Origin of the sequence: Nonomuraea sp. NPDC050556 (assembly GCF_044457355.1) — a bacterium.
In the GTDB taxonomy this organism is placed as follows: domain Bacteria; phylum Actinomycetota; class Actinomycetes; order Streptosporangiales; family Streptosporangiaceae; genus Nonomuraea.
On sequence record NZ_JBITGU010000007.1, the window covers coordinates 230,940 to 256,349 of the forward strand.

The window sequence follows — 25,410 nt, forward strand, 5'->3', positions numbered from 1 at the left end:
CGGTGGACTCCCCCGGCGCAGGCGCGCCATCAGGCGACGGGGACACCCAGTGCCGGGTCAACAGGCGACAGCCCCGCCGCTATGACGCCGAGCGGTACAACCCCGCACAGACGGCAACTGCCAGAGGTGGCCAGCCACAGCGGGACCGAGGGCGGGCGGGTGGGTGGGCGGTGGGCGGGCAGTCGCATCACGGAAGCTCTTGGAGCGGGAGGGGAGAGGGGCAGACGGGCGGGAGGGGGAGCTAGCAGGAGATGCCGCCGTCGACGGGGATGATGGTGCCGGTGAGATACGCGCCCGCGCGAGATGCCAGGAAGATCGCCGCCCCCGCCATGTCGTCAGGCCGACCGATACGCCCCAACGGGACGCTCCCCGCCACGAGGTCCCGGGTTGCCGGGTCGTTCAGGGCGAAGGCCATCATCTTGGATTCGAAAGGGCCCGGAGCGATCGCGTTCACCGTGATGTGTTCCGGAGCCAGCTGCCGGGCCAGGTGGCGCGTGAGCATGTGGACCCCGGCCTTGGCCGCTGAGTACGCGTAGTTCTCCATCGACGGCACCCTCAGCCCATCGATCGAGCCTATGTTGATCACCCGCGCCGGATCCTCAGCCGAAGCCGCGGCACGCAGCCGAGGCAGCAACTGCTGCGTCAGGTAGAACACGCCCTTCACGTTGATCCCCCAGAGCTTGTCGAACGCGTGCTCCGGATACTCCTCCAACGGCGCCCCCCACGTCGCCCCCGCGTTGTTCACCAGCACATCCACCCGCTCCGGCAGGATCGACGCCAACGCCGTGATCCCCTCAGGCGTCGACAGATCGGCGGGTACGGCTTCGCATCCCAGCTCGGCCGCCGTCTTGCTCACCTCAGCCGCCTTACGCGCCGAGATGTAGACCGTCGCCCCCGCCGCCACGAACCCGGCCGCGATCATCCGGCCGATGCCCCGGGAACCACCGGTCACGACGACATTCTTGCCTTCCACCGAGAACAGAGTCATGTTCCGGAGCATGCCATACCAACCGGTCGGTCTGCTAGCTGTTGTCCTTCACCCACAACGCCATCAACCCGCGGAAGTGCGCGACGAACCGGTCCCGCTCGTGCACCGGGTAGGTCGCACGGACGGTGTCCACCAGCAGCTGGTCGAACGAGGAGCTCGACACCCACTCCATGACCACGTCGTCCAGGTGCCCCAGCCGCGTGGCGCAGAACTCCTCATAGCGGTCGACCTCGAAATACGCGTCAGCCAGCCGCCGGTAGGCGGCCAACCGCTCGCCGTACGAGCCCTCGACCGCGAAATACTCGCGGGTGTCCAGGTCGATGCGCGGCCTGCGGCCGGTCGCTGCGCAGAACACCGTCCACTTGACCAGCGTCTTCATCGCCCAGGGGAAGTAGTAGTGCAGGCTCGTCAGCGCCACGTCCGGGCAGGCGTTGGCGTAGTCGATCGGGTGCACCTCGGTGCCCTTGACCAGCGACTCGCACGAGTTGAACTCCCAGCGGAAGAACGCGTTGACCAGCCGCGAGATCGTCACCACCTCCTCCCCCACCTCGGGCGAGAGGAACTCGTGATCCACCGCGTAACGCGAGTGCATCGGCTGGTCGGGCTGGAAGCGCATCACCATCGTCTCCGGCCCGATGGTCAGCGAGCGGGCGAACGCGTCGTAGCCGTCGATGGCCTTCTGCAGGTGCATGAGCATCTCGCCGCTGGCGTCGTAGGCGGCGTGCAGTTCCTCCGGCGTACGCACCATCGTGACCCCGCGCCAGGCGCCGCCGTCATAAGGCTTCATCACGAGCGGATAGCCGACCTCCTCGGCGAGCGCGTCGAGGTCGAAGGGCTTGTTGTAGCGGGCGGCCGTGTAGGCGTACCTGGCGTTGTCCGGCGGATTCTTGAACGGCACGAGCACCGTGTCGGGCACCTTGAGCCCCAAGCGCATCATCGCGCAGTAGGCGGTGTGCTTCTCCATCGCCTGGAAGGTGAAGGGGCTGTTGAGCACGTAGACGTCGTCCATCATGGCGATCTTCTTGAGCCACTCGCGCGGGTGGTAGTACCAGTAGGCGAGGCGGTCGATCACCAGGTCATAGCGGGGCCGGTCGCGCAGGTTGAACGGCTCGATGGTGACCCGCTCCACCCCGAACCCGGGCTCGGCCCTGCGCAGGATGGTCTCGAACGCGACCGGCCAGTCCTCCTCCGTGCCGAGCAACAGCCCGACCAGGTGTTCCATGACATCTCCTCACAGGGTGCTCATACGAATCTCGGGAGGTGATGGGCGAGTTGCGCGCGCCACGACGGCCAGTCGTGCGGCACGTCGTGCCCCCAGAGGTCGAGCTCGTGCCTGATCCCCTTCTCCGCCAGCGTCGCGGCGAAGCGTTTGGTCCCCTCCAGCGCCCCCGTCGTGTCCTCCCACTGCCCCTGACCGCACACCAGCAGCAGGCTGACCCGCGACCGCAACCACTCCAGGTGGTCCCCGTGCAGATGAGGCACGTAGTCGAGCGGGTTGTTGAAGTACGTCGCGTCCCCACGCTCCCCCCACCCGTGCCACGAAGCAGGGTCGTACGTCCCCGACAGGCACATCGCCATGGGAAACAGATCCGCCCGTTTCAGGGCGAAGTTGGCCGCGTGATAGGCCCCCAGACTGCACCCGAAGGTGATGATCTCCACGGGCCCCTCGCAGTCGCCGTGGATCGCGGGCACGACCTCGTCCAGCACCCACGTCTCGTAGACCCCGTGCAGCCTGGCCCGCTCCTCCACGGGCGCGTGCCGGTTCGACCAGGAGGCGCCGTCGAAGCTGTCGACGCAGTAGAACTTCACCCGCCCCGCCTCCACCAGCGAGGAGACCGCGCCGAGCATGCCGTTGTTCTCGAAGTCGTACGCCTTGCCCTGCTCACTGGGAAAGACCAGCACCGGCCTCCCCCAATGCCCATAGGCAAGGACATCGCCAAGCATTTCCCGTCTCATGCGCACACGTCCTGAAGGAGCCGGGTCAGGTAGGGGTCGAACGCATCCCGCCAAGCGGTGTAGTTGTGCACATCAGGCATTTCCCCAAAAATCACCTCATATCCCTGCATACGTAAGGCTTCTGCCATCTGCCGGTTGTTGTGGATGTTCTCCTCGATTCCTCCACAGGTCAGTACGGCACGCAAGGGCCAGGCCCCCACGCCCGCCAATGTCTCCTCCACGAACGCCACGATCCGCCCGTAGAACGGGAACCGCTCCTCGTGCGCGTCGAACCGCGGATGGAAGAAGCTCCCCGACTGCAGGAAGAGCGCGTCGAACAGCGGAGGCCGCCGCCGATGGGCGTAGAGCATCGCCAGCGCCCCCAGGCTCGTCCCCATCCCCACCCGCACCGGAGCCTCAGGAAGCTCCAGCCCCGACGTGTAGCCAAGGCTCGCCGAGTAGTTGACGTTCCGGTCACCGGGATGAAGGAGCGCCGCCCGCACCGGCGGCAACCAACCGCCGGTCAACCCCGCCGACAGGTACCGGGTGAGCAGCGCGAGCTGGTCGTACTCCGGCCCGTCGTGCACCACGAGCAGCGGCAGCCCGTCGCCCTGCGGAATGGGTGACCACAGAGTCATTCCCGGGCTGCGCGACCAGTAGCCGGGCAGCGCGGCCGCGGTGAGCCAGTGCGGGGGGATGTATTCCGGGAATTCATGCACGCTCTTGTCCCCGAACACGCCTACGGCGCGCGCCGAGCTGGCCGGGTCGAGGATGGTCTCGCGGGACCCGTCGCGGTGGCGCAGCTCGAACAGGTACTCCATGCGGTTCACCGGCGGGCGCGGGGCGACCAGGACCCACTCGGCGCCGGCGCGCGCGAAGTCGAGGTCGGTGATCCGTACCTCCTGGTAGAGGCGGACCCCGGCCAGCCGTCCCGAGTCGGACAGCCGGAAGGTGACGGTCTCCATCACAGCCCCGGGAGGCGGCCGTTTCTGAACAGGTCCACGAAGGTCTGGTGGTCGCTGCGGGCCTGCGCGCCGTACCGGTGCGCGAAGTCGACCAGCATCGCGATGAATCCGTCGGAGTCATTCCCTATCCGGGCCACGATCGTCTCCTCGGTGGAGAAGTCGACCAGGTCGTGGCTGGACTCGTCGTCGGCCACCGAGTGCATGCGCGCCACGGCCCGGCCCAGGTCGCGCACGATCGAGGCGAGCTCCTCGGGCTCGTTCACGTCGTCCCAGTCGAGGTCGGCCGAGTACGGCGAGACCTCGGCGACCATCTGCCCCACCCCGGCCAGCGTGGTGTAACCGAGCCAGGGGTCGGCGTAGGCCTGCAGCGCCCGCTGCGACTCGGCCGTACGGTGCCCCTGGTGCAGGAAGTATCCGGCGACCTTCTCGTCGTCGACGTACCGCGCGACGGCCGGGACCTGGGCCTGCTTCATGTAGAGGATGACGTCGTTCTCCAGCGCCTGCGACCGCCCCTCCAGCAGCAGGTTGTACGACGGCAGCCCGGCCGAGCCGATGCCCACGCCCTTGCGCAGCGCCACGTCCTTGATCACGTGCTCGACCGGCGAGGACGGCGTCGGCAGGGTGCTCAGGTAGTCCTCGAAGGAGGCGACGACGGCAGCCCGGGTGGCGTCGTCGACCGGCTCCCTGCCCTCCATGATCGCGAAGCGCCGGTCGTAGTCGTCGATGGTCGTCTCGATGTCCAGCATCGCCACCCGGGTGCTCAGCCGCGCCGTCTGGAGCACCCGGTGCAGGACGCCGGTGGTGGTGTCGAGGGTCAGCGAGCCGATCGCGTCGTCGCCGCCGTGCGCGATGCCGGTCAGTTCCGCCAGGTAGGCGGCGCCGAAGTCGGTGACCAGGGCCCCGATCGCCTCGTCCGACAGCGCCTTGGCGTACCCGATGAGGGCGATGCTGGCGGCGAAGCGCTTGAGGTCCCAGGTGTAGGGGCCGACGTAGGCCTCGTCGAAGTCGTTGACGTTGAACACGAGGACGCCGGAGGCGTTCATGTAGGTGCCGAAGTTCTCCGCGTGCAGGTCGCCGTGTATCCAGACCCGGCTGGTCTGCTCGTCGAGGTAGGCGTCGTCGGCGAAGCCGCCGGTCATGTCCGCGTAGAAGACGGCCGCGCTGCCCCGGTAGAAGGCGAACGGCGAGCTGGCCATCTTCCGGAACTTGCGCCTGAACGCGTGCGGATCGCGCCGCATGGAGTCGCCGAACTCCATCAGCAGGACATCGAGGAGGTGAGACTCGCGACTCTTTGCGCCCATATCTGGGACGTTAGGTGAGCTTGAGGCTCTCGACCACCCTGATATTTCCCTGACGGGGTAGCCTGGCGCGCCCCACGGCGGCCAGGGCGGAGACCATGAGCGCCAGCAGCACCGCCTGGACCAGCGCCGACGCCCAGAGCGCTCGCATGACCTCGTCCTCCGGGTAGCTCACCAGGCCGACCGCCCTGGTCAGGAGCGTGAGCCCGCCCAGCACTGCCAGGGCGAGAGCCACCGGCGCGCTCCGCGCCCTGAGCACGAACAACCCGCCGATCAGCAGCGCGATCGTGGCGAGGCCGGACACGTCGAGCCAGGGCAGCGCCCACGCGGCGCTGTCGATCGCCGAGGCGGGCAGGAAGCGGAACGCCGTCGCCAGCGCGACGCCGACGGCGATCGGCGGGAGCACCAGCCACCAGGAGCGGACCGGACGCTCGACGTCCCTGTGGTATCCGGCCAGCAGGGCGAGCACCGGGACCACCACCATCAGCACGCTGGGGATCGTCATCCACGCCTCCGGCTCGACGGGCAGGCTGACGTAGGTGCTGACGGTTCCCGCCATGCCCGCGGCCGCCGTCACCTTGGCGACGCGCGCCCAGCCGCGCACGAGCGTCGCGAACGCCACGATCCAGGACACGTTGGCGAGCGTCAGCGCGATCTCCGTCAGGCGGCTCAGCGAGTGCGGCGCACCCGAGAAGCCCTGGTAGGAGGCGAGGACGAGCACCCCGAACACCGCGTGGAAGGCGAGGCCGAGCAGCGCGACGAGCCTGGCCGTCTCGCCCCAGGCGACGTGGCGGGGCGCGGCGCCGCTGCCGCCCAGCCGTACCCGGAGGGCCAGCCCGGCCACGCTGAAGATCTCACCCCATAAGGGCTTTGGGTTGCTCTCGTCGGGAATGTCACCGGAGACCTCCATGTATGCCGCCACCATCTCCTCCTCGCGCTCGGCGCGATAGGAGGCGGGCAGGAGGCGCAGCACGCGCCGGTAACGATCCTCTAGCAGGGTGTTCATGCGGTTGCCGCCTTCCCCGTGCGGGCGCCGAGCCGCTCGGTCGCCGTCCTGACGTTCGCGGCGAGCCTCGCCGCCTCCTCTTCGAGCGCCCCCGCGCCCTGGTCGGTCAGCTGGTAGTAGCGGCGCAGGCGGCCCTGCTGGACCTCCTCGCGGTCGAGCTCCACCAGCCCCTCGGCGGCCAGCCGGTCCAGCACGCCGTACAGGGTGCCGATCTTGAGCTGGACGCGGCCGCCGGACAGCCTTTCGACCTCCTGAACGATCCCGTAGCCGTGCCGCGGCTCGTCCACCAGGGCGGTGAGCGCGAGAAACATCGGCTCTGTCATGTTCATGGACTCACTATATCCTGGCAGACAAGATATCGGCTAGCTCAGGCGCTTCCTTGGCAGGACGAACACCAGCAGGAAGGTGAGAACCACCGCGCCGACCGTGTAGCCGCCCGCGACGACCGTGGCCGAGGTGTAGTCCTCGCCGTCTTCGAGCCTGCCGAGCAGTACGGTGCCCACGACCGCGACGCCGATCGCCTGGCCGAGGCGTTGCGCGGTGTTGAGCACGCCGCTCGCCGCCCCCGCCCGCTCCCACGGCACGTGCTCCAGGACCACGTCGGTCAGCGGCGCGATCACCAGGCCTGACCCGACCCCGGCCACGAGCAGCGCGCCGAGCATCCACCAGGTGCCGAGCGTGAACAGGCTCGCCGCCGTGCCCACCGCGACCACGGCCGAGCCGATGAGCAGCACGCCCCTGCCGAGCCGGTGCGCGAGCGGTTCGGACAGCGCGGACCCGGCCAGCGTGCCGACCGCGAACGGCATGATCTCCAGCCCGGCGGCCAGCGCCGAACGCTGCAAACCGAACTGCAGGTATATCGAGAGCAGGAACAGCAGGCCGATGAAGGCGGCGAAGTAGACGAGGCTGATCAGCGCGCCCGCGGTGAACGCCCGGTCGCGGAACATCGCCGGATCGACCAGCGGGTCCGGGTGCCGCCGCTCCCACAGGACGAAGATCGCCAGCACGGGGACCGCCGCCGCCATGAGCACGTACTGCTCCGTCTGGACCAGCGGATACGTGATGAGGAACATCGCCGCCGAGACCAGGACCAGCCCGACGACGTCCAGCCGCCCGGAACGGCCCGCCGTCGCGGGCACCGTACGCAGGGTGAGAACGATGGCCACCAGGCAGATCGGGAGGTTGATCAGGAAGATCGGCCGCCAGTCCCACGCGCCCACCAGCAGCCCGCCGACCGGCCAGCCGAGCGCCGTGGCCACCCCGGCGGTCGCGCCATAGGCGGCGAACGCCCGGCCGCGCTCCCCCGGCGGGAACACCGCGCCGAGGATGGCCAGGATCGGCGGCTGGATCAGCCCGGCCGCCACCCCCTGGAGCACGCGGAACGCGATCAGCTGCGCCGGGGTCGTCGCGAGCCCGCAGAGCGCCGAGGCGACCGTGAAGACGGCGAGCCCGGCGACGAGGACGCGGCGGTGGCCGAGGATGTCGCCCAGCCGTCCGGCCGGGACGAGCAGCAGGCCGTACGCCAGGGCGTATCCGCTCATCACCCATTCGAGCTGGGCGTATCCGGCGGACAGATCCTGCTGGATCGCCGGGATCGCGACGGTCACGATCGTCACGTCGAGCAGGATGACGAACGCGCCGATGAGGACGACGGCTAAGACGGCGTTCCTATTGGTCTGAACTTTCATGCAGGGCCTCCAGCAACTGGGCGTGCCAGTCGAGCTCGGCCCGGAGCCTGATGAGCGTGTGCTGGTAGGTCACCGGCTCCAGACCGGACAGGTAGGGGGTGGCGTCCACCAGCAGGCGCTCCCACTCGGAGAGTTGTACGGCCAGCTTCTGGTGGCGCTCCTGGATGACCGTCACGAGATGCTCCTTGGACAGGTCATCGACGTACTGCAGGGCCAGGTCCACGGGGTCGGGGCGCAGGCGGGCGTGGCTGAGCAGCTCGTCACGGAGCGCGTGCAGCTCCGCACGGCCCTCCGCGTTGATGGCGTAGACGGTGCGGGGCGGCATGTTGCCCTCCTGCTCGACCCTGACCACCTCGATGACGCCCTCGGTGGCCATGCGCTTGAGCGCGGCGTAGAGGGAGCCTGGTTTGACCTCGGCCCAGCGTTCCGTCCTGTCGACCTGGGCTTCGCGCCGGATCTGGTGGCCGTGCATGGGACCGCGCCTGGCGAGCGCGCCGAGGATGAACAGTCTCGTGGGGTGCATGGGGGTACCCAATCACGAGGTTCACTGAAACACGATCGCGCGTTAGTAGTCAAGCGTGAGTAGTCGCTGTTGAGTTGCCAGCGTTTTCTCACTAAAACTTCAGAATTCAACTAGTTGGCTCTGAGACTGGCTGGTCAGGGTGAAGGCATGCCCGCTTTGAAGCTCACCGCTGCGGCGCTCGCCGCCGCCTTCGCGCTGACCGCCTGCAGCTCAACCTCCCCACCTGCCACAGCTCCTTCTTCTGCCGTCACTTCCGGGAAGGTGTCCGCTTCTTCTGCCGCCACCTCCGGGAAAGTGTCCGCTTCTTCGGTCGCCGCCTCCGGGAAGGTGTCTGCCAACACCGCCGATGAGGGGCAGATCGCCGCGGCGCTCAAGGCCGCCGGGGTCGGCAACCCCGAACGGTGGGCTCGGGAGGTCATGGAGTACCGGCCCTACGCGGCCGACGACCCCGACCTCACGTCCCTGCGGCAGAACCTGGCCAAGTACAACCCCGGCCAGGAGACCGTGGACAAGATCGTCTCGGCGTTGACGCCATGACGGTCCGTCGCGGCCTTTTCCTGCTGGTGGCGTTGAGCATCGGCGGGGCCGCCTTCGAGCTGTTCACGGAACGGCACTGGCAGTCGTGGCAGCAGTTGCTCCCCTGGGCGGCGCTGGCCGCGCTGGCGGCAGGGCTCGCGTTGCCGCGGTCGGTGCGGGTGGTCCGTGCGATCGGCTTGGTCGTGTTGCTGGTGTCGGCGTACGGGGTCTACGCGCACGTCGCGGCGAACTTCGACGCGGGCTTCCTGGACCAGCGGTACGCCGGCGGCCTTCCAGTGCTCACGCAGTGGTGGTACGCGCTCACCAAGGCGATCGGAGTGGCGCCTCCGCTGGCTCCCGGCATGCTCGCGCAATCCGCATTTCTCCTCCTCCTCACGACGGTGCGCCCTCGGCTATCGTCTGGCCATGAGCCTGGGACTGGTGCGAATCCGGCACGCGAAGCTTCCGGTAACCGATCTGCGTCGTAGCGTCGACTGGTACCTCGCGCTTCTTGATCTGGAAGTTGCCGCTGAGTTCTCCGAGCAGGGCGTCGTGCGCGGCGCCCAGCTGACCGCCCCCGACGGCGGCTTCGCGATCGCCCTGCGGGAGCGGGCGTTCTGCGCGAGCGAGCCCGATCTGGCGGGGTTCGACGCGTTCGCGCTGGAGGCGGAGTCCGTGCAGGCGTTGCACGATCTGGCGGCCAGGTGCGAGCGGCTGGGCGTGGCGTGCGGCGGGGTGCAGGACCGCGGCGAGTACGGCGCCTCCCTCGACATCCCCGATCCGGACGGCACCGTACTGCGCTTCCTGGCGAACAACGTGATCGTGCCCGGCCGGTTCCTCGGCCTCGACGTCGACGCGTCGGGCCAGCCGTCGCTCTACGAGAAGCCTCGCCTCAAAGATCCGATGACAACGCCGTCAGAGAGTTGAACGACTTGCCGTTCGCGGAGAACATCCCATATTGATCGGATCAATTGTGATCACTACGTGATCCACCGCACTGTGCGCCGCTGCCAGAATGAGCGCGATCTTCGACGTGCTCATCTGGAGGCCACGTGGTCACCCCCCTTCACTTCCTGCTCGCCGCCGCCCTGGCGGCAAGCACCCTGGCCACCGGCGGCGCAGCCGCCAACCGTCTGGCCGACGGATCGGCTGCTGGCGGTTCGGCTGCTGGCGGTTCGGCTGCTGGCGGTTCGGCTCCTGCCGGTTTGGCCGCCTCCGATGCTCTGGCCGGAACCGTCTTCTTCGTCGCTCCAAACGGTGACGACTCCGGCGCGGGAACGCAGGCTTCGCCGTACAAGACCATCGCGCGTGCCCAGCAGGCGGTGCGCGCCGCCCTGCCGACGGCGTCAGAACCGGTCCGGGTGCTGGTCGGCGGCGGCACCTACTACCTCGACGCCCCGCTGACCTTCACCCCTGCCGACTCGGGTACGGCGAGCAGTCCGGTGAGCTACGAGGCGGCGCCGGGCGAGCAGGTGGTGATCAGCGGCGGGCGGCGGCTCGCCCCGGCCTGGAGCACCTACCAGGGCGACACGCTCGTCGCCGACGTCGGCAAGGGCCTCGACTTCGACCAGCTCTTCCTGGACGGCAAGCGCCAGACCCTCGCCCGCTACCCGAACGCCGACTCCAGCGTGACGGTGCTCGACGGTTACGCCGCCGACGCGATCTCTCCCGAGCGGGTGGCCAGGTGGAAGAACCCGACCACGGCGCTCGTGCGCGGGCTGCACCAGGGCGAGTGGGGCGGCAACTCCTTCAAGGTCACCGGCGTCGACGCGCAGGGCGACCCGATCCTGCAGTGGGTCGGCGACAACAACCGCGGCAGCGGGCTGCACCCGGTCAAGCGCATGGTGGAGAACGTCTTCGAGGAGCTCGACGCCCCGGGTGAGTGGTTCTACGACAAGGCGGCGGGCAAGCTCTACCTGCAGCCGCCCGCCGGGGTCGACCCGGCGTCGGCGCGGGTGGAGACGGCCGAGCGCGAGGAACTGATCCGCGTCGTCGGCGACTCCCCCGCGGCGCCGGTGCACGACCTGGCCTTCGCCGGGCTCACCTTCACGCAGACCCACCGCACCCTGTTCAGCAGGCCGTACGAGAAACTGCAGCTCGGCGACTGGGCGATCGTCCGGTCCGGCGCCGTCTACCTGCGGAACACCCGTGCGATCACCGTGCGCGACGCCCGGTTCGACCAGGTCGGCGGCAACGCGGTCTTCATGGACGGCTACGCCGAGGGCAACACGGTCACCGGGAGCGAGTTCCGCGACTCCGGGGCGTCGGACGTGGCGGTCATCGGTTCGGCCGACGCCGTACGCGACCGTTCTACCTGGGACGACATGCGCAGGACACTCACCGACACCACCCCGGGCCCCAAGACCGAGGACTACCCGCGCGACATCGTGGTCAGCGGCAACCACATGACGCGCAACGGCCGGTTCGAGAAGCAGACCTCAGGGGTGCAGATCTCGATGAGCCGCCGGGTGACCGTGTCGGGCAACACCATCCACGACGGGCCGCGCGCTTGCGTCGACATCAACGACGGCACGTGGGGCGGCCACCTGATCGAGAACAACGACATCTTCGACTGCGTCAAGGAGACCTCCGACCACGGGCCGATCAACGCCTGGGGCCGCGACCGCTACTGGCCGCTCAACGCCTCGGACGAGGAGAAGAAGCGGTACGCCAAGCTCGACGCGATGGAGACCACCAGGATCAGGCACAACAGGATCTGGCACTCCTCGCACTGGGACGTCGACCTCGACGACGGCTCCTCCAACTACGAGGTCACCGACAACCTGCTGCTCAACGGCGGGGTGAAGCTGCGCGAAGGCTTCTTCAGGACCGTGCGGAACAACGTCTTCGTCAACGGCGGCGGGCACTTCCACGTGTCGTACGCCGACAACGGCGACGTGATCGAGAAGAACATCTTCGTCACCGACGACCCGTACGACTTCATCCAGAGCGATCCTTCGACGTCGAAATCCTTCTACGACAACAACCTGTTCTGGAACAACGGCAAGCCGGTCGCCGACATCACCGACGCCTGGCGCGCCCGCGGCCTCGACACGCACTCGGTCGTCGCCGACCCCCGCTTCGACGGGCCGAGTCCTTACGTCGATCCGGCCAAGCTCGACTACACGCTGCGCGCCGACTCACCGGCGCTGGCGCTGGGCTTCCAGCCGTTCGCGATGACGGGGTTCGGCAGGCCGGGCGCGCCGACGCCGCCGCCGCTGACCTGGCGCACGCCGTCCGAGGGGATGACGCTGGGTAACCTGGCCGAGCCGCTGATGGGCGCTATGGTCACCGAGATCTACAGCGACGAGGTGAAGTCGTCCGTCGGGCTGACCGACTACGACGGGCTCTTCCTCAAGTCCGTGCCAGCCAACTCGTACGCGGCTGCGCACGGCCTGCGCACCGGGGACGTCATCCGGCAGGTCGGCGATGTCCGCGTCACCGACCGGGGCAGCTTCTGGCGCGCCTACCTGCTGACGCCCTCTGCCTTGGCGCTCAAGGTGTGGCGTAACCAGGCGCTCGTGGACGTTTCCCTGGTACGGCCGGGCGGTGTGGAGACGATCGACAACGTGTCGGGCGTGTCGTATCTGGGGAGCGGCTGGGACTGGAAGAACAACCAGCGGGGTGGGGCCTCGTCGAGCCTGGACGACCTGCACGCCACGCAGACGGACGGGGACGCTTTCGAGCTGGCCTTCTATGGGACGGGTGTGGAGTACATCGCGCAGGTGAACTCGGATGAGGGCAAGGTCGACATCTACCTCGATGGTGTGCTCGACACCACGATCGACAACGCCAATCCGACGCGGGTGTACCAGAAGGTCGTCTACACGAAGACCGGGTTGACGGCTGGGCGGCACGTGCTCAAGGGGGTGAAGAAGGACGGGTCGTACTTCATCGTCGACGGGTTCAAGGTCCACGCGGATGGGACTGCCCCGGTGACGGTGGCTTCTGGTGTGCCCGCCGGGTGGACTAACCAGCCGGTACGGCTCGCGTTGACGGCCAGTGACGAGGGGTCGGGGGTGGCGCGCACCGAGTACCGGGTGGGGGCTGGCGCGTGGGTCCTGTATACCTCGCCGGTCACTCTCACGCAGGAGGGGACGACGACGGTCTCGTACCGGAGCGTCGACCTTGCGGGGAATGTGGAGGAGGCGCGTTCCGTGGTGGTGCGGATCGACACCACGCCGCCGTCGCTCACGGTGACACCCAGCAGGGCGTTCATCTGGCCGCCCAACCGGGCGTTCGTGCGGGTGTCGGTGGATGTCTCGTCTTCTGACCCGGTGACGTTCGTCGCGGTGAGCGGGCCCGCGTCCGACGTGCGGCGGTTGCCGGGGGACCGATCATTCGACCTGCGCGCCGTACTGGGGAGGGTCTACACGATCACCTACCGAGCGGTGGACCGCGCAGGCAACACCACGACGGCATCCGCGACCGTGAAGGTCCAACGCCCCTGACACGAGATGGGCGCCTCCCCAAACGGGCAGGCGCCCACCAAGCCCGGATGCGGCCCCTCCAAATGGGCGGGCGCCCACTCAGGCCTGAGCGCGTCCCAGTGCTGCACCATCCCAAATGGGCGGGCGCCCACTTCTACGGCGCTAGAGCAGTTCCGTGAGCGCGGTCGCCAGGTTCTTCGGTGCCGCCGGGGTGTACGGGAGGAACAGGTACGGCTCCGTGAGCTCCAACTCGATCACCGCCGGCGACCCGTCAGGGAGCCGGACCAGGTCGACCCGCGCGTACAGCAGGGGCTGGGGGATGGCGGACAGCACCCGCTCGGCGAGTTCGACCTGGTCCGGGGCCGGGTCGCGCAGGTCGGCCCGCGCGTTGTCCTTCAGCGTCATGCCCGGCTTGAGCATGGGGTTGCGTCGGACGGCGTGGCTGAGCCTGCGGTTGAAGTACAGCAGCGACGTCTCACCCTCCACCTCGACCATGTCCAGGTACGGCTGGACCATGGCGGTTCGCCCCGATGCCTCCAGGGCGGCGGCGTGGGCTTCGGCCACGTGGCGGTCGGCGGTCCTGATCGTGTCGCGGGCGCCAGCCGAGATGGTGGGCTTGACGACGTACTCGTCCCAGTGCGGCAGATCGGCCGACGACCAGTGCGTGGGGACGGTGGGAGCGCCGAGGTCGCGAAGGTAGGTCTTGTCGGTGTTCGTCGCAAGGACCGAGGCCGGGTTGAGCAGCTTGGTCACCTGCTCGACGCCATGTGCCCAGGCGAGGAACTCGTCGCGCTTGTCCAGATAGTTCCAGACGGAACGGACAACGGCCGCGTCGAAGCTGCTCCAGTCGACCGCAGGGTCGTCCCAGCGAACAGCCCGGCCGTCGATCCCAGCATCCCGCCAGGCGGACAGGGCCAGGTCGCGCTCGTCGTCGCGCTCGTCACGGTCTTCAAAGGTCACATAGGCACAGATAGTCACCTTTGCGATGTTATTTGGTGTTTCGCCCGCCCCAGGCCCTCCATCCCAGCACCTGAGACACCCTCACTCCTCAGGCATCCCGCCTCCCGAGACCTCGAGAAGCACTCACTCCCCAAGCAACCCGCTCACCCTCGCCTTCCGAGACACCAACGCCTCCCACTCGACCCGCGAGAAGACCCACTCGGCCAAACCCTGCACGGAAGACCCACCCAGCCAAGCCCTGCGCGGAAGACCTACCCAGCCGAACCCTGCGCGGAAGACCTACCCAGCCGAACCCCGGACGGGAGACCCACTACCGCCTGCACGCAGGGACTCACACGATCGGCGCGAGAAGACCATCGGAAGGCGACCAGCGATTCGCCACAAACCCTGAGGCGCATCTCTCTCCACCAGTGACGATCCTGCGGCCCGCAACTCCCCAGGCCCAGCACCCACGCCCTGCCACCCCTTGGTGCATTGGTGTTCTGGGTCGCCGAGTGGCGCTACGCAGCGGCCAGCCGTACCGAATGCCCGAAAGGCCAGCGGTGATGCCGCGCCTTGAAAGCGCGAAGACGGCGCGAGCCGGGTCGTGGGGACCCGGCTCGCACGCTCATCGGACGGTTAGTGCACGCTGACGCGCACGCCGACGCGGCTCCCGTTGGAGCCGGTTACGGCGTTGCCGTTGATGTTGTTGACGTTGGTCGAGCGGCCACCACCGACGTTGCCGGCGAACACGTTGCCGAAGTTGTTGCCGGACTGCGAGGAGTTGCTGTTCCAGCTGGAGTTGCTGGTGTCGGTGTCAGCGTAGGCGGGGGTCGCCATGAGGGCGGCACCGGCTGCGGCGACGACAATTCCCGTTACGGCAAGCTTCTTGAACATGATGAAGTCCTCCCAGAGAGGGTTCGTGATTGGGGACGCTTCCCGCCGGTGCGAGCTCGGCGGGTGGGGAAGGTCTACGGTGGTGCTGTAATCGTTTACTTGAAGATGTACGTCACCGAGATGCTGCTGTTGGAAGCAGTCGTCGCGATGCCGTTGATGTTGTTCACGTTGGTCGAACCACCGCCGCCCCTGTTGGAGGCGCTGACATTCCCGAAGTTGTTGCCGGACTGCGCGGAGTCGCTGTTGCTACTCCAGTTGCTCGTCCAGGTGTCTGCGTGTGCCGGGGTCGTCAGCAGGGTGACGCCCGCCGCCGCTGCCAGGACGGCACCGGTTGCGCACAGCTTCTTGATCACTTCAGCTCCTTCGTCACGCTGGGGAAAAGTCGTCACACCTGGGCCCATAGGCACGCGACCGCCCCCTTTGACTTCGCTTGACCCGGCGGGGTCAAAGCCAAAGCGATCATATAACTGAGTGTGGTTGATGGGTAGCATTCGGTAATCAGAAGATTCTTCTGCGTACGGCACGCTGACAGGAGGTGTCAGCGACCCCCGCCTACCTTGCGGGCATGATCTGTGAACTGCGGCAGTACACGTTGCACCCTGGGATGCGCGACACGCTGATCGAGCTGTTCGAGCGCGAGTTCGTCGAGCGGCAGGAGGAGGTGGGGATGACGCTGGTCGGCACGTTCTGTGACGCCGACGACCCGGACCGGTTCATCTGGATCCGGGCGTTTCCCGACATGGACACGCGGCGGGCGGCCTTGGAGGCCTTCTATTACGGGCCGATCTGGAAGGCCCACAGCCACGAGGCCAACGCCACCATGATCGACTCCGACAACGTCCTCCTCCTCCACAGCCTCCCCACTGCCAAGCGCGGCACCGACCACCCAACCGCCCACCTGAGCCGCGACGCCCTTGGGCCGGTCTCCTTGGAGGCCGACCAGCAGGAGTCCGATGGCCGGGATCCCCACCAGCAGGGATCCGATGGCCGGGAACCCGACCGGCATGGGCCAGAAGACCGGGAACCCGACCGGTTTGGGTCGGAAGGCTTGAGCCCCGACCGGCAGGGGTCGGATGGCCGGGAACCTCACCAGCATGGGCCGGAAGGCCTGGGCCCGGACGCTGACACCGACCGGGGCCACGACGACGCGAGGACTTCCAGCCTTGGACGCCCTGGGCAGGCGTTCCGGTACGAGGCGTTCGTTTATCAGGCGGGCGAGGTCGCGGACAGGGCGATCGCGGCGGCGGGCGAGTCGCTGGTCGCCTGCTACGAGAGCCACCACGCGGTGAACACGTTCCCGGGGCTGCCCGTGCGGGAGGGCGAGAACGTGGTCGTCCTGCTCACCAGGGGTACGGCAGAGCTCCCCACCCCGACACAGCACCTCCGCCTGATCCCAAACACCCCGCTCAGCCCTGAGGTAACCGACCCCTGCGCGGCCCTCAAGGGGGTTACATCCCTTACGGGGGTTTGGGTGAGGCGTTCCCAAGCCGCGCACACGCGAGCGGGACGTCACGGGCAGGGCGGCGTCACGGGCAGGGCCGCGTCACGGGCAGGGCGGCGTCACGGGCAGGGCGGCGTCACGGGCAGGGCGGCGTCACGGGCAGGGCGGCGTCACGGGCAGGGCGTGGAGGTGCGGCAGGGCGGGGAGGTGCGGCAGGGCGGGGAGGTGCGGCAGGGCGGGGAGGTGCGGGCCTTAGCGGTGCTCAGGTGGGCGCCTCCAATGGCGACGCACGCGAGCGCGCCTCCTGAGCGGCGCTAAGGAGGGCCGCCCACGACGAGGAGATGGCTCCTGAGCAGCGCTCAGGGGACCATTCGCGCTGGCAAAGCGGCCTCTGAGCACTGCTCAGGGGAGCCGCCCGTGACCGGGAAGTGCGTGTTGAGCGGTGTTCAGGTGGAGGTTCCGTAGACCGGAGGTGGGGTGGGGGCTTCGGCCAGGAGGTAGGTTATGGCGTCGGAGAGTTCGCTCGCCGCCCATCGGCTGTCCTTAGCGATGCTTGGGCCGTGGTGCCACCCTGTGGCCAGGGAGATCGTTCCGCCCTCCACCTCGAACACCCGCCCCGTCACGTGTCCCGACTCGCCCGATCCCAGCCACACCACCAGCGGTGCCACGTTCGCCGGGTGCATCGTGTCGAAGCCGTCCTCCGGCGCCGCCATCGTGGCGGCGAACACCTCCTCCGTCATCCGGGTCCGAGCCGCCGGGGCGATCGCGTTGACCGTGACCCCGTACCGCCCCAGCTCCGCCGCCGCCACCTGCGTCAGCGCCGCGATGCCCGCCTTGGCGGCGGAGTAGTTGCCCTGACCGACGCTCCCCAGCAGCCCGGCGCCCGACGAGGTGTTGATCACTCGACCGGCGACGGGCTCCCCCGCCTTGGAGCGTTCTCGCCAATACGCCGCCGCATGCCGTAAAGGGAGGAAATGGCCCTTGAGGTGGACGCGGATGACCTCGTCCCAGTCCTGCTCGGTCATCGAGACCAGCATGCGGTCGCGGACGAACCCGGCGTTGTTCACCAGCACGTCCAACCGCCCGAACGCGCTCACCGCCGTCTTGACCAGCCGCCCCGCGCCGTCCCAGTCGGCGACGTCGTCGCTGTTGGCCACCGCCTGCCCGCCCAGGTCGCGGATCTCCTCGACGACCTCCAGCGCCGGCCCGCCCGACCGGCCGCCACCGGTGCGCCCGGTGCCGAGGTCGTTGACCACGACGCGCGCCCCCTGCCTGGCGAACTCCAGCGCGTGTTCCCTGCCGATCCCTCGCCCCGCCCCGGTCACGATCACCACGCGCCCGTCGCACATCCCGTTCATACGGCCTCCATCAAAGGTCCCCGGTCAGTGAGCAAAGAGATCGACATCAGCGATCATGTTCGGAAAGGTACCGCCACGCGGGGGTTTCGCCACCCCCGTGCACCAGGACCTGCGCCCCGGTCACATAGGACGGCCCGGCCAGCCACAGGCACGCCTCGGCGACGTCCGAGGGGAGCGCCATCCGCCCGGCCGGGATGGTGGCGTCGGCGCCGGGGGCGTAATGGCTGGCTGCCGCCTCGGTCCGCGCGAGTCCGACGACGACGGTGTTCACGCGGACGTGCGGCGCCCACTCTGCGGCGAGGCAGGCGGACAGATGGTGCAATCCCGCCTTGGCCGCGCCGTAGGCGGAGGTGCCTGGTGACGGCCTGACCCCGCTGGAGCTTCCGATCATCACGATGGCGCCGGTGGATGACGCCAGGAGCGGATACGCGGCCTGCGAAAGGAGCAGCGGGGCGGTGAGGTTGAGCTCGATGATGCGGGCGTGGAGGCGGGGGGAGGTTTCCGAGATCGGGGCGTACGGCGCGCCGCCCGCGTTGTTGACCAGCACGTCGAGGCGTGGGAGCCCGGCGATCAGGCGTTCGATGTCGTCGGGGTCGCGGACGTCCGCCTGGACGAACCGGACGTTACGGCGGCCAGCCCCAAGCGGGTCAGCGGCCGTGTCCCTGGAGGCCCCCAGCCCCGTGCGCGGGGTGGGGGCCCCTTGGCCTGCCGTAAGCCCAGAGTTTGCGTAAACGGGGTCGGAGCTCTCGTGAAGGGGGGAATCTCCGGACAGACGACCCACTGAAGGCTGGGGGGAATTCCCGGACAGATGATCCGCCGAGGGATGGGGGGAATCGCCGGACAAATGACCCACCGAGGGATGGGCTGGATCGCCGGACGGATGACTCGCCGGAGAATGGCCCTCGGGGGCGGTGCGGGCGCAGATGATCACTTCGGCGCCCGCCGCGGCGAAGGCGGCGGCTATGCCTGCGCCCAGCCCCTTGGTGCCGCCCGTCACCAGGACGACCTTGCCGGTGTAGTCGTAAGTCACAGTCACGGGTGCTACCGTACCAAGCAAGCGTTAGGTGCAACTAGGGAGCAGGATGGGCATCACGCTACGCGCCGGGCCGATCGCCGAGGTGGTCATGGACACGCCGCCGGTGAACGCCCTACCGGTGCAAGGCTGGCACGATCTGGCGCAAGCCGTACGAGAAGCCGGAGAGAACCTGGAAACCAGGGTCGTCGTCCTCCGCGCCGAGGGCCGTGGCTTCAACGCCGGGGTGGATATCAAGGAAATGCAGCGCACCGAGGGACACACCGCCCTCGTGGGCGCGAACCGCGGCTGCTACGCCGCCTTCGCGGCGATCTACGACTGCGAGGTCCCGGTGATCGCCGCCGTCCACGGCTACTGCCTCGGCGGTGGGGTGGGTCTGGTGGGAAATGCCGACATCGTGATAGCCAGCGACGACGCCTATTTCGGCCTGCCGGAAGTCGACCGCGGCGCCCTCGGCGCAGCGACGCACCTGGCCAGGCTCGTGCCGCAACACCTGATGCGCGCGATGGTCTACACGTGCAGGAACGTCACGGCCCAGGAACTGCACACCTTCGGCTCCGTCCTTGAGGTGACAAGTCGCGAAAAGCTGCGCGACACCGCGTTGGAGGTCGCCGCGCAGATCGCGGAGAAGGACCCCTATGTCATCCGCCGCGCCAAGGAGTCCCTCAACGGCATCGACCCCGTGGACGTCAAGCGCAGCTACCGCTTCGAGCAGGGGTTCACCTTCGAGCTGAACCTCATGGGCGCCGGAGACGAGCACAGGGAGAGGTTCACCAGGTGAAGGTGATGAGCATCAAGCAGGTCGTCGGCTCGCTGGAGAGCGGCATGACGATCGGCATCGGCGGCTGGGGCTCGCGCCGCAAGCCGATGGCCCTGGTCAGAGGGATCCTGCGGTCCCCGGTCGAGGACCTGACGATCATCTCGTACGGCGGAGCAGACGTCGGCCTCCTCTGCGCCGCCGGAAAGGTACGCAAGGTGATCGCCCCGTTCGCCACCCTCGACACGATCCCCCTGGAGCCACACTTCCGTACCGCCAGGCAGCAGGGCACGATCGAGTTCGCCGAGTACGACGAGGGCATGTTCATGTTCGGCCTGCTCGCGGCGGCGCACCGGCTGCCGTTCCTGCCGACGCGCGCCGGGCTCGGCTCCGACGTGATGCGGGTCAACCCGTCACTACGCACGATCCGCTCCCCCTACAAGAACGGCGAACCGGTCAGAAACGGCGAACCGGTCAGAGACGGCGAGCCAAGCAGAAACGGCGAGCCAAGCAGAAACGGCGAGCCGTACGAGGATGGTGAAGAGCTGATCGCGATGCCCGCCTTGACGATGGACGTCGCACTTGTCCACCTGCACAGGGCCGACAACCGGGGCAACGCCCAGTATCTCGGCCCCGATCCCTACTTCGACGACCTGTACGCCAAGGCCGCTACATCCACCTACGTGAGTTGCGAGCGCATCGTCGACACCGCCGACCTCACCAAGGAGGGCCCGGTGCAGTCCCTGCTGATCAGCAGATCCATGGTCACCGGCGTGGTCGAGACCCCCAACGGCGCACATTTCACCACCTGCGAACCCGACTACGGCCGCGACGAGGCGTTCCAACGCCTCTACGCGACAACCCCGTGGCCGGAGTTCCGCGACCGGTTCCTCAGCGGCGACGAGGCCGACTACCAGAACGAGGTGCGCCGTGTTCAGCAGGGCTGACGTCTGCGTGGTCGCCTGCGCCGAGGCGTTCAGGGGCGACGGGGAGATCCTCGCGGCCGGGATCGGCGGCGCGGTCACCGTGCTGGCGGCCCGCCTGGCCCGGCTCACGTTCGAACCGGAGCTGATCACCCACGACGGCGTCTGCCTGCTGACCGGCGACGTCCCGCCGCTCGGCCGTACGCCCGAGGTGATCGAGGGGTGGCTGCCCTTCCGCGATCACCTGTGGCTGGTGCTGAACGGGCGCAGGCACGTGATGCTCGGCGCCAGCCAGATCGACCGGTTCGGCAACACCAACATCTCCTGCATCGGAGATTGGGCACAACCGAAATCCCAGCTCCTCGGAGTGCGCGGCGCGCCGGGGAACACGCGGTGCAACCCGACGAGCTACTGGATCCCGCGCCACACGCCCCGCGTTTTCGTGGAAAAGGTCGACATGGTGTCCGGAGTCGGTACGGCCGACGCCTACGACCTGCGCCGAGTAGTGACGAACCTGGCGGTTCTCGACTTCGCCACCCCCACGGGCACCATGCGGCTCGCCTCGGTTCATCCCGGAGTGACCGTCGACGAGGTGATCGCCGCGACCGGGTTCGCCCTGGAGATCCCCGCCGAGGTGCCCGAGACCCGCGGGCCGACCGAGGACGAGGCGCGCATTCTCCGCGAGGTGCTCGACCCGGACGGGCTGCGCGACAAGGAAGTGGCTTGAGAACCGCGCTCACCGACCTGGTCGGCTGCCGCCACCCGATCGTGCAGACCGGGATGGGCTACGTCGCGGGCGCCCGCCTGACCGCCGCGACCTCGCGAGCGGGCGGCCTGGGCATCATCGCGTCCGCCACGATGTCGCTGGACGAGATGACCGAAGCGATCCGTTCGGTGCGGGAACGCACCGACGCCCCCTTCGGCGTCAACCTCCGCTCGGACGCCGACGACGCCGCCGAACGCGTCGAAGTCCTGATAAAGCACGAGGTAAAGGTCGCCTCGTTCGCCCTCGCCCCCAGGCAGGAGCTCATCGCACGGCTCAAGGACGCGGGCGTGGTGACGATCCCGTCGGTCGGCGCGCGGCGGCACGCCGAGAAGGTGGCCGCGTGGGGCGTGGACGCGGTGATCGTCCAGGGCGGCGAGGGCGGCGGCCACACCGGCCCCGTGCCCACCTCGATCCTGCTCCCGCAGGTCGTGGACGCGGTGGACATCCCGGTGATCGCCGCGGGGGGTTTCTACGACGGCCGCGGGCTGGTGTCCGCGCTCGCGTACGGCGCAGCAGGCATCGCCATGGGCACCCGCTTCCTCCTCACCACGGACTCCCCGGTCCCATCGGCGGTCAAAGAGACATATCTGGCCGCAGCAGAAACCCTGGTGACCACCCGCGTGGACGGCGTTCCGCACCGGGTTCTCCGTACCCCTTTCGTCGACTCCCTGGAACGCTCGCGCCTGCTCCGAGCCGTCATGAACAGCGCCCGCTTCAAACGGTTGTCGGGATTGTCCTGGGCGTCCCTGATCCGCGAGGGACGGCGCATGAAGCACGGCCGCGACCTGACCTGGGCCCAGGTGCTCCAGGCGGCCAACACCCCGATCCTCCTGCGCGCCGCGATGGTCGACGGCAGGGCCGACCTCGGCGTGATGGCCTCGGGCCAGGTCGTCGGCGCCCTGGCCGACCTGCCCTCGTGCGACGAGCTGATCACCCGGATCATGACCGAGGCGGAGACGGTCCTTGAACGGCTGGCGCAACACCAAGGCAGCTAGGCCGCTGCCGGATGTGATGGGGTGCTAGCGAGGGGCGGCGGACGCCAGGGCGCGTTCTGCGCCCTCGACCAGGTCGGTGACGGTGTCGGCGGCTGGGGTCGAGGTGGTGATGAGGTCGAGGCCCTCGCCTGCCCACACCGAGATCACGTCGAGGTCGCCGTGGCTTGCCGCGGTTCGGTAGGTCGCCTGGGTTGTGGGGTCCTGGGAGAGTTCGTCTTCTCGGCCGCGCCAGTTGTCCAGGAACGGGTTGCGCAGGACGCGGGCGGTGTACTCGGCGGGCCACGACGATCCTCGGGCTATGTCCAGGATCCGGCTGCGTTCCGTGTCCTCGCCGCGGCTCTCGAGCAGGGCCTTGACGACCTCGGGCGCGACCAGGGCCTCGTGGCTGGTCTGGAAGCGGGTGCCCACCAGGGCTCCGGCCGCCCCCAGCACCAGGGCGGCCGCCACTCCGCGACCGTCGGCTATGCCGCCCGCGGCCAGAACCGGGGTCGGGGTGACCAGGTCGACCACGGCGGGGACGAACGGCAGGGTGCCGCGCCGGCCGCCGTGGCCGCCCGCCTCGCTGCCCTGCGCGACGATCACGTCGGCGCCCACGTCCATGGCGCGTCTCGCCTCGTCGAGGCTGGTGACCTGGATGATCAGCTTGGCTCCTGCCTCATGGACGAGTCCGGCGAGGGGGCCGGGGTCGCCGAAGGCGAGCATGACGGCTGCGGGGCCGTACTCCAGTGCCCACGCGACCAGGTCGGGGGTTGCCGACCAGGTCAGGAAGCCGATGCCCCATGGGTTGTCGGTGGTGACCAGGGGGAGTTCGCGGCTGAGCCATGCGCGGTCGCCGGGGCCGCCGCCGACCATGCCGAACGCGCCGGCGTTGGAGACGGCGGTGGCCAGGGCTCCTCCGGCGCACCCGCCCATGGGGGCGAGCGCGATCGGATGCTGTACGGACATCATGCGGGTGAAGGCCGTAGAAAGCGTCATAAGAAGACCGTACGGCCCGGCCCTCCCGCCCCACCCACGAGCCCGACCGGCAGCCCACCCCTCCAGCTTGGCCCGGCAGCCCTGCTCCCAGCCAGGTCATCTTGGCGGGGAGACTCGGAGGACGGAGGAGCGGGGGACGACCTGAAGAGGGCGGGGTTCGCGAGGCGAGAGGCGCGGGTCAGGGTGCGCGGGAGGGGCTGGGGGCTCCCGCCTCGGAAGGGTTAGGCGACGCGGTCGGCGCGGGAAGCCTTCGGGGCGTAGTCGCCGTTGCCGGCGAAGACGGCCTTCCACTTGCCCGCGTACTTGAACGGCACGCTCACCTTGAACGAGCCACCACGCTTGGTAGTAACAGTCCTGACATGCGAGTAACGACCGGTGCCCGACTTCTTCACCAGGATCTCCACCTTGGCGCCCCGCACCCCCGCGTAGCCGTACCACCTGACGCCCTTGAGGGTCCCCTTGCCGACCACGGAACCCCCCTTGTGGGAGGCGCTGAACCTGATCGTGGTGGCCTTGCGCACCACCACAGAACCAGACCTGGCGCTGGCCACCTCGCCGGAGCCGTCATACGCGCGGACCTCGAAACGAGCGGGCCCCGGCTTGGTGCCCGCGTTCAGCGACAGGTACCCCCGGTACGTCTCCTCACCGACCCGCTCCAGCGTGACAGCCCGCCCGTCCCTGACGATCGTGACCCGGCCAGGGTCGTTCGTCACCTCGGCGGTGATACGGACCTTGGCGCCGTGCTTGCCGACCGTGACCCGATCGGGCCCGTCGATGCCGGTGACCCGAGGCGAGGCGCTCGCCGCACGCTTGACGGTGAAGCTGCCGTCAGCCCCCTCGGTGCGCCCACGCGCGTCAGTGGCCTCGACGGAGAACCGCCACTCCCCCGGACGCGCATCGGCGGGCAGCGAGATCCTGGCCGAGTAGGTGCCGTTGGGGCCCGCGGTGCGCTCCAGCTTGACCATCTCGGTACGCCGGAAGTCACGCCCGTCCACCACGACCTTCTCCAGGTCGCGCGAGCTACGCACCTGGGCGCGCAGCTCGACGGTCGTGGTGCCGCTCCTGGGCAGGGTGACCGTGCCCGGAGACGCGGTCAGGCCACCGACCTGCAGGTCGGCGTGCCGTACGGACGACTGGTCGGCCAGGGCCGCACCTGCGGGGGCCAGGACGCTCCCGGCGACGGCCGCGGCCAGGACCCCGGCGAGCACACGCTTACGCAAGATTTTCCCCTTTGGTCGGTTTTTTACCTGGACACGACCTTAAGGGGTATTTGTCGGATTTAGACCACAGTGATGCCGCGGCCCGCCAGGATCTGGGCGGCCTGGGTCTGGCTGATGACCGCGCCGGACAGCGCTCTGAGCTTGTCGTCGTCGGGGTGGCCGAGGTCGGCGCCGCGCAGGTCGGCCTTCGTGAAGATGGTCCGCAGGATCTTGGTGCCGATGAGACGGCAGTCGGTCAGCGTCGCCTGGGTGAAGTCGCAGCCGGAAAGGTCCGCGTCGTCGAACCGCACCCCCTGGATCTCCTGGCCGCGCAGGGAGCAGCCGCCGAGGTTGGCGAGCGTGAGATTGCTGCGCCGTACGGAGAAGCCGGTGCCCCGGGAGCCGGTCAGCACCGTGCCGATCATGCGGCACCCCTCGAAGGAGACGTCGGTGAGCACGGCCCCGCCGAACGTGGCCGCCGACAGGTCCACGTCGGTGAAGGCGGCGTCGATGAGATCGGCGTCGGTGAATCTGGTCCGCAGCCCGCCGCCGCCCGCGAACGTGGCGCCGTCGAGGTCGGCCCGCCTGAAGTCGGTCTGCTCCAGGACACACGACTCGAAGCGGGCGCCGGCCAGGGAGGCGCCCCAGAGCTCGGCCTCGGTGAAGTCGCAGTTCTTGAACAGGTAGGGCTCACCGTCGCCCGCGAGAGCGTCGGTGAGCACCGCCCTGGAGAAGTCGACCCCGTCGAAAACGCGCCCCTGCTTCAGATCCATCGTGT

The 25,410-nt window shown here is 68.8% G+C and carries 26 protein-coding genes; 9 read left to right on the forward strand and 17 right to left on the reverse strand.

The window, feature by feature from the left end; translation table 11 throughout:
- Positions 1-241 precede the first annotated feature (241 nt).
- From ACIBG8_RS51340 to ACIBG8_RS51380, 9 genes are read right to left on the reverse strand one after another with little or no spacing between them, the layout of a single operon-like run.
- Positions 242-988: an SDR family oxidoreductase gene (locus tag ACIBG8_RS51340; protein WP_397350702.1), complete on the reverse strand. Its 747-nt coding sequence runs from the start codon at positions 986-988 to the stop codon at positions 242-244.
- Positions 989-1,022: 34 nt separating this feature from the next.
- A complete protein-coding gene (locus tag ACIBG8_RS51345; RefSeq protein ID WP_397350703.1) occupies positions 1,023-2,210 on the reverse strand; it encodes a RimK family alpha-L-glutamate ligase in 1,188 nt (395 codons plus the stop codon).
- Between the two features lie 20 nt (positions 2,211-2,230).
- Positions 2,231-2,890 (reverse strand): esterase family protein, encoded by a 660-nt coding sequence (locus ACIBG8_RS51350; RefSeq protein ID WP_397350704.1) that lies wholly within the window; start codon positions 2,888-2,890, stop codon positions 2,231-2,233.
- Positions 2,891-2,940: 50 nt separating this feature from the next.
- On the reverse strand, positions 2,941-3,888 hold the full coding sequence (locus ACIBG8_RS51355; RefSeq protein ID WP_397350705.1) for a hypothetical protein: 948 nt from the start codon (positions 3,886-3,888) through the stop codon (positions 2,941-2,943).
- The gene (locus ACIBG8_RS51360; RefSeq protein WP_397350706.1) at positions 3,888-5,189 is read right to left on the reverse strand and encodes a DUF2252 domain-containing protein; all 1,302 of its coding nucleotides are present in this window, start codon (positions 5,187-5,189) and stop codon (positions 3,888-3,890) included. The genes ACIBG8_RS51355 and ACIBG8_RS51360 overlap by 1 nt, the downstream gene beginning before the upstream one ends.
- Before the next feature lie 10 nt (positions 5,190-5,199).
- The gene (locus ACIBG8_RS51365) at positions 5,200-6,192 is read right to left on the reverse strand and encodes a hypothetical protein (protein WP_397350707.1); all 993 of its coding nucleotides are present in this window, start codon (positions 6,190-6,192) and stop codon (positions 5,200-5,202) included.
- Positions 6,189-6,521 (reverse strand): PadR family transcriptional regulator, encoded by a 333-nt coding sequence (locus ACIBG8_RS51370; RefSeq protein WP_397350708.1) that lies wholly within the window; start codon positions 6,519-6,521, stop codon positions 6,189-6,191. The genes ACIBG8_RS51365 and ACIBG8_RS51370 overlap by 4 nt, the downstream gene beginning before the upstream one ends.
- Before the next feature lie 33 nt (positions 6,522-6,554).
- Positions 6,555-7,880, reverse strand: coding sequence for an MFS transporter (locus tag ACIBG8_RS51375; protein ID WP_397350709.1), 1,326 nt, complete (start codon positions 7,878-7,880; stop codon positions 6,555-6,557).
- The gene (locus ACIBG8_RS51380) at positions 7,861-8,403 is read right to left on the reverse strand and encodes a PadR family transcriptional regulator (protein ID WP_397350710.1); all 543 of its coding nucleotides are present in this window, start codon (positions 8,401-8,403) and stop codon (positions 7,861-7,863) included. Before ACIBG8_RS51380 ends, ACIBG8_RS51375 begins: the two co-directional genes overlap by 20 nt.
- 147 nt (positions 8,404-8,550) lie before the next feature.
- Here ACIBG8_RS51380 and ACIBG8_RS51385 point away from each other — a divergent pair, with 147 nt between their 5' ends.
- From ACIBG8_RS51385 to ACIBG8_RS51400, 4 genes are all read left to right on the forward strand, one after another.
- Entirely contained in the window at positions 8,551-8,940 is a 390-nt protein-coding gene (locus tag ACIBG8_RS51385; RefSeq protein WP_397350711.1) for a hypothetical protein, read from the forward strand.
- Positions 8,937-9,407 carry a hypothetical protein gene (locus tag ACIBG8_RS51390; protein WP_397350712.1) on the forward strand — a complete coding sequence of 157 codons (471 nt, stop codon included), beginning with the start codon at positions 8,937-8,939 and terminating at the stop codon, positions 9,405-9,407. The genes ACIBG8_RS51385 and ACIBG8_RS51390 overlap by 4 nt, the downstream gene beginning before the upstream one ends.
- Positions 9,346-9,846, forward strand: a complete 501-nt coding sequence (locus tag ACIBG8_RS51395; protein ID WP_397350713.1) for a VOC family protein — start codon at positions 9,346-9,348, stop codon at positions 9,844-9,846. The genes ACIBG8_RS51390 and ACIBG8_RS51395 overlap by 62 nt, the downstream gene beginning before the upstream one ends.
- 125 nt (positions 9,847-9,971) lie before the next feature.
- A complete protein-coding gene (locus tag ACIBG8_RS51400; RefSeq protein WP_397350714.1) occupies positions 9,972-13,370 on the forward strand; it encodes an OmpL47-type beta-barrel domain-containing protein in 3,399 nt (1,132 codons plus the stop codon).
- A gap of 141 nt (positions 13,371-13,511) precedes the next feature.
- Here the strand turns inward: ACIBG8_RS51400 and ACIBG8_RS51405 are convergent, their stop codons facing one another.
- From ACIBG8_RS51405 to ACIBG8_RS51415, 3 genes are all read right to left on the reverse strand, one after another.
- Positions 13,512-14,309 carry a RimK family alpha-L-glutamate ligase gene (locus ACIBG8_RS51405; RefSeq protein ID WP_397350715.1) on the reverse strand — a complete coding sequence of 266 codons (798 nt, stop codon included), beginning with the start codon at positions 14,307-14,309 and terminating at the stop codon, positions 13,512-13,514.
- A 618-nt stretch (positions 14,310-14,927) separates the two neighbouring features.
- The gene (locus tag ACIBG8_RS51410; protein ID WP_397350716.1) at positions 14,928-15,185 is read right to left on the reverse strand and encodes a hypothetical protein; all 258 of its coding nucleotides are present in this window, start codon (positions 15,183-15,185) and stop codon (positions 14,928-14,930) included.
- 95 nt (positions 15,186-15,280) lie between these two features.
- Entirely contained in the window at positions 15,281-15,538 is a 258-nt protein-coding gene (locus tag ACIBG8_RS51415) for a hypothetical protein (protein ID WP_397350717.1), read from the reverse strand.
- A gap of 212 nt (positions 15,539-15,750) precedes the next feature.
- Here ACIBG8_RS51415 and ACIBG8_RS51420 point away from each other — a divergent pair, with 212 nt between their 5' ends.
- Positions 15,751-16,944, forward strand: coding sequence for an NIPSNAP family protein (locus ACIBG8_RS51420; protein WP_397350718.1), 1,194 nt, complete (start codon positions 15,751-15,753; stop codon positions 16,942-16,944).
- Positions 16,945-17,072: 128 nt separating this feature from the next.
- Here ACIBG8_RS51420 and ACIBG8_RS51425 read toward each other — a convergent pair whose 3' ends face one another.
- Together ACIBG8_RS51425 and ACIBG8_RS51430 are read right to left on the reverse strand one after the other, a co-directional pair.
- Positions 17,073-17,984: an SDR family oxidoreductase gene (locus ACIBG8_RS51425; protein WP_397350719.1), complete on the reverse strand. Its 912-nt coding sequence runs from the start codon at positions 17,982-17,984 to the stop codon at positions 17,073-17,075.
- A gap of 46 nt (positions 17,985-18,030) precedes the next feature.
- Positions 18,031-19,020 (reverse strand): SDR family NAD(P)-dependent oxidoreductase, encoded by a 990-nt coding sequence (locus ACIBG8_RS51430; RefSeq protein ID WP_397350720.1) that lies wholly within the window; start codon positions 19,018-19,020, stop codon positions 18,031-18,033.
- Positions 19,021-19,066: 46 nt separating this feature from the next.
- On the opposite strand from ACIBG8_RS51430, the gene ACIBG8_RS51435 reads away from it, so the two are divergent.
- Genes ACIBG8_RS51435 through ACIBG8_RS51450 form a run of 4 tightly spaced genes read left to right on the forward strand, consistent with a single transcriptional unit; the run spans position 19,067 to position 22,458 of the window.
- The gene (locus tag ACIBG8_RS51435) at positions 19,067-19,798 is read left to right on the forward strand and encodes an enoyl-CoA hydratase family protein (RefSeq protein WP_397350721.1); all 732 of its coding nucleotides are present in this window, start codon (positions 19,067-19,069) and stop codon (positions 19,796-19,798) included.
- Between the two features lie 5 nt (positions 19,799-19,803).
- Complete coding sequence (locus tag ACIBG8_RS51440) at positions 19,804-20,721, forward strand: CoA transferase subunit A (RefSeq protein WP_397350722.1); 918 nt, start codon at positions 19,804-19,806, stop codon at positions 20,719-20,721.
- On the forward strand, positions 20,705-21,424 hold the full coding sequence (locus tag ACIBG8_RS51445; RefSeq protein WP_397350723.1) for a CoA-transferase subunit beta: 720 nt from the start codon (positions 20,705-20,707) through the stop codon (positions 21,422-21,424). The genes ACIBG8_RS51440 and ACIBG8_RS51445 overlap by 17 nt, the downstream gene beginning before the upstream one ends.
- Complete coding sequence (locus ACIBG8_RS51450) at positions 21,421-22,458, forward strand: NAD(P)H-dependent flavin oxidoreductase (protein ID WP_397350724.1); 1,038 nt, start codon at positions 21,421-21,423, stop codon at positions 22,456-22,458. The genes ACIBG8_RS51445 and ACIBG8_RS51450 overlap by 4 nt, the downstream gene beginning before the upstream one ends.
- Before the next feature lie 24 nt (positions 22,459-22,482).
- Here ACIBG8_RS51450 and ACIBG8_RS51455 read toward each other — a convergent pair whose 3' ends face one another.
- From ACIBG8_RS51455 to ACIBG8_RS51465, 3 genes are all read right to left on the reverse strand, one after another.
- Positions 22,483-23,433 (reverse strand): NAD(P)H-dependent flavin oxidoreductase, encoded by a 951-nt coding sequence (locus ACIBG8_RS51455; RefSeq protein WP_397350725.1) that lies wholly within the window; start codon positions 23,431-23,433, stop codon positions 22,483-22,485.
- A 221-nt stretch (positions 23,434-23,654) separates the two neighbouring features.
- Positions 23,655-24,653 (reverse strand): hypothetical protein, encoded by a 999-nt coding sequence (locus tag ACIBG8_RS51460; protein ID WP_397350726.1) that lies wholly within the window; start codon positions 24,651-24,653, stop codon positions 23,655-23,657.
- Between the two features lie 59 nt (positions 24,654-24,712).
- The gene (locus tag ACIBG8_RS51465; RefSeq protein WP_397350727.1) at positions 24,713-25,405 is read right to left on the reverse strand and encodes a pentapeptide repeat-containing protein; all 693 of its coding nucleotides are present in this window, start codon (positions 25,403-25,405) and stop codon (positions 24,713-24,715) included.
- Positions 25,406-25,410 lie beyond the last annotated feature (5 nt).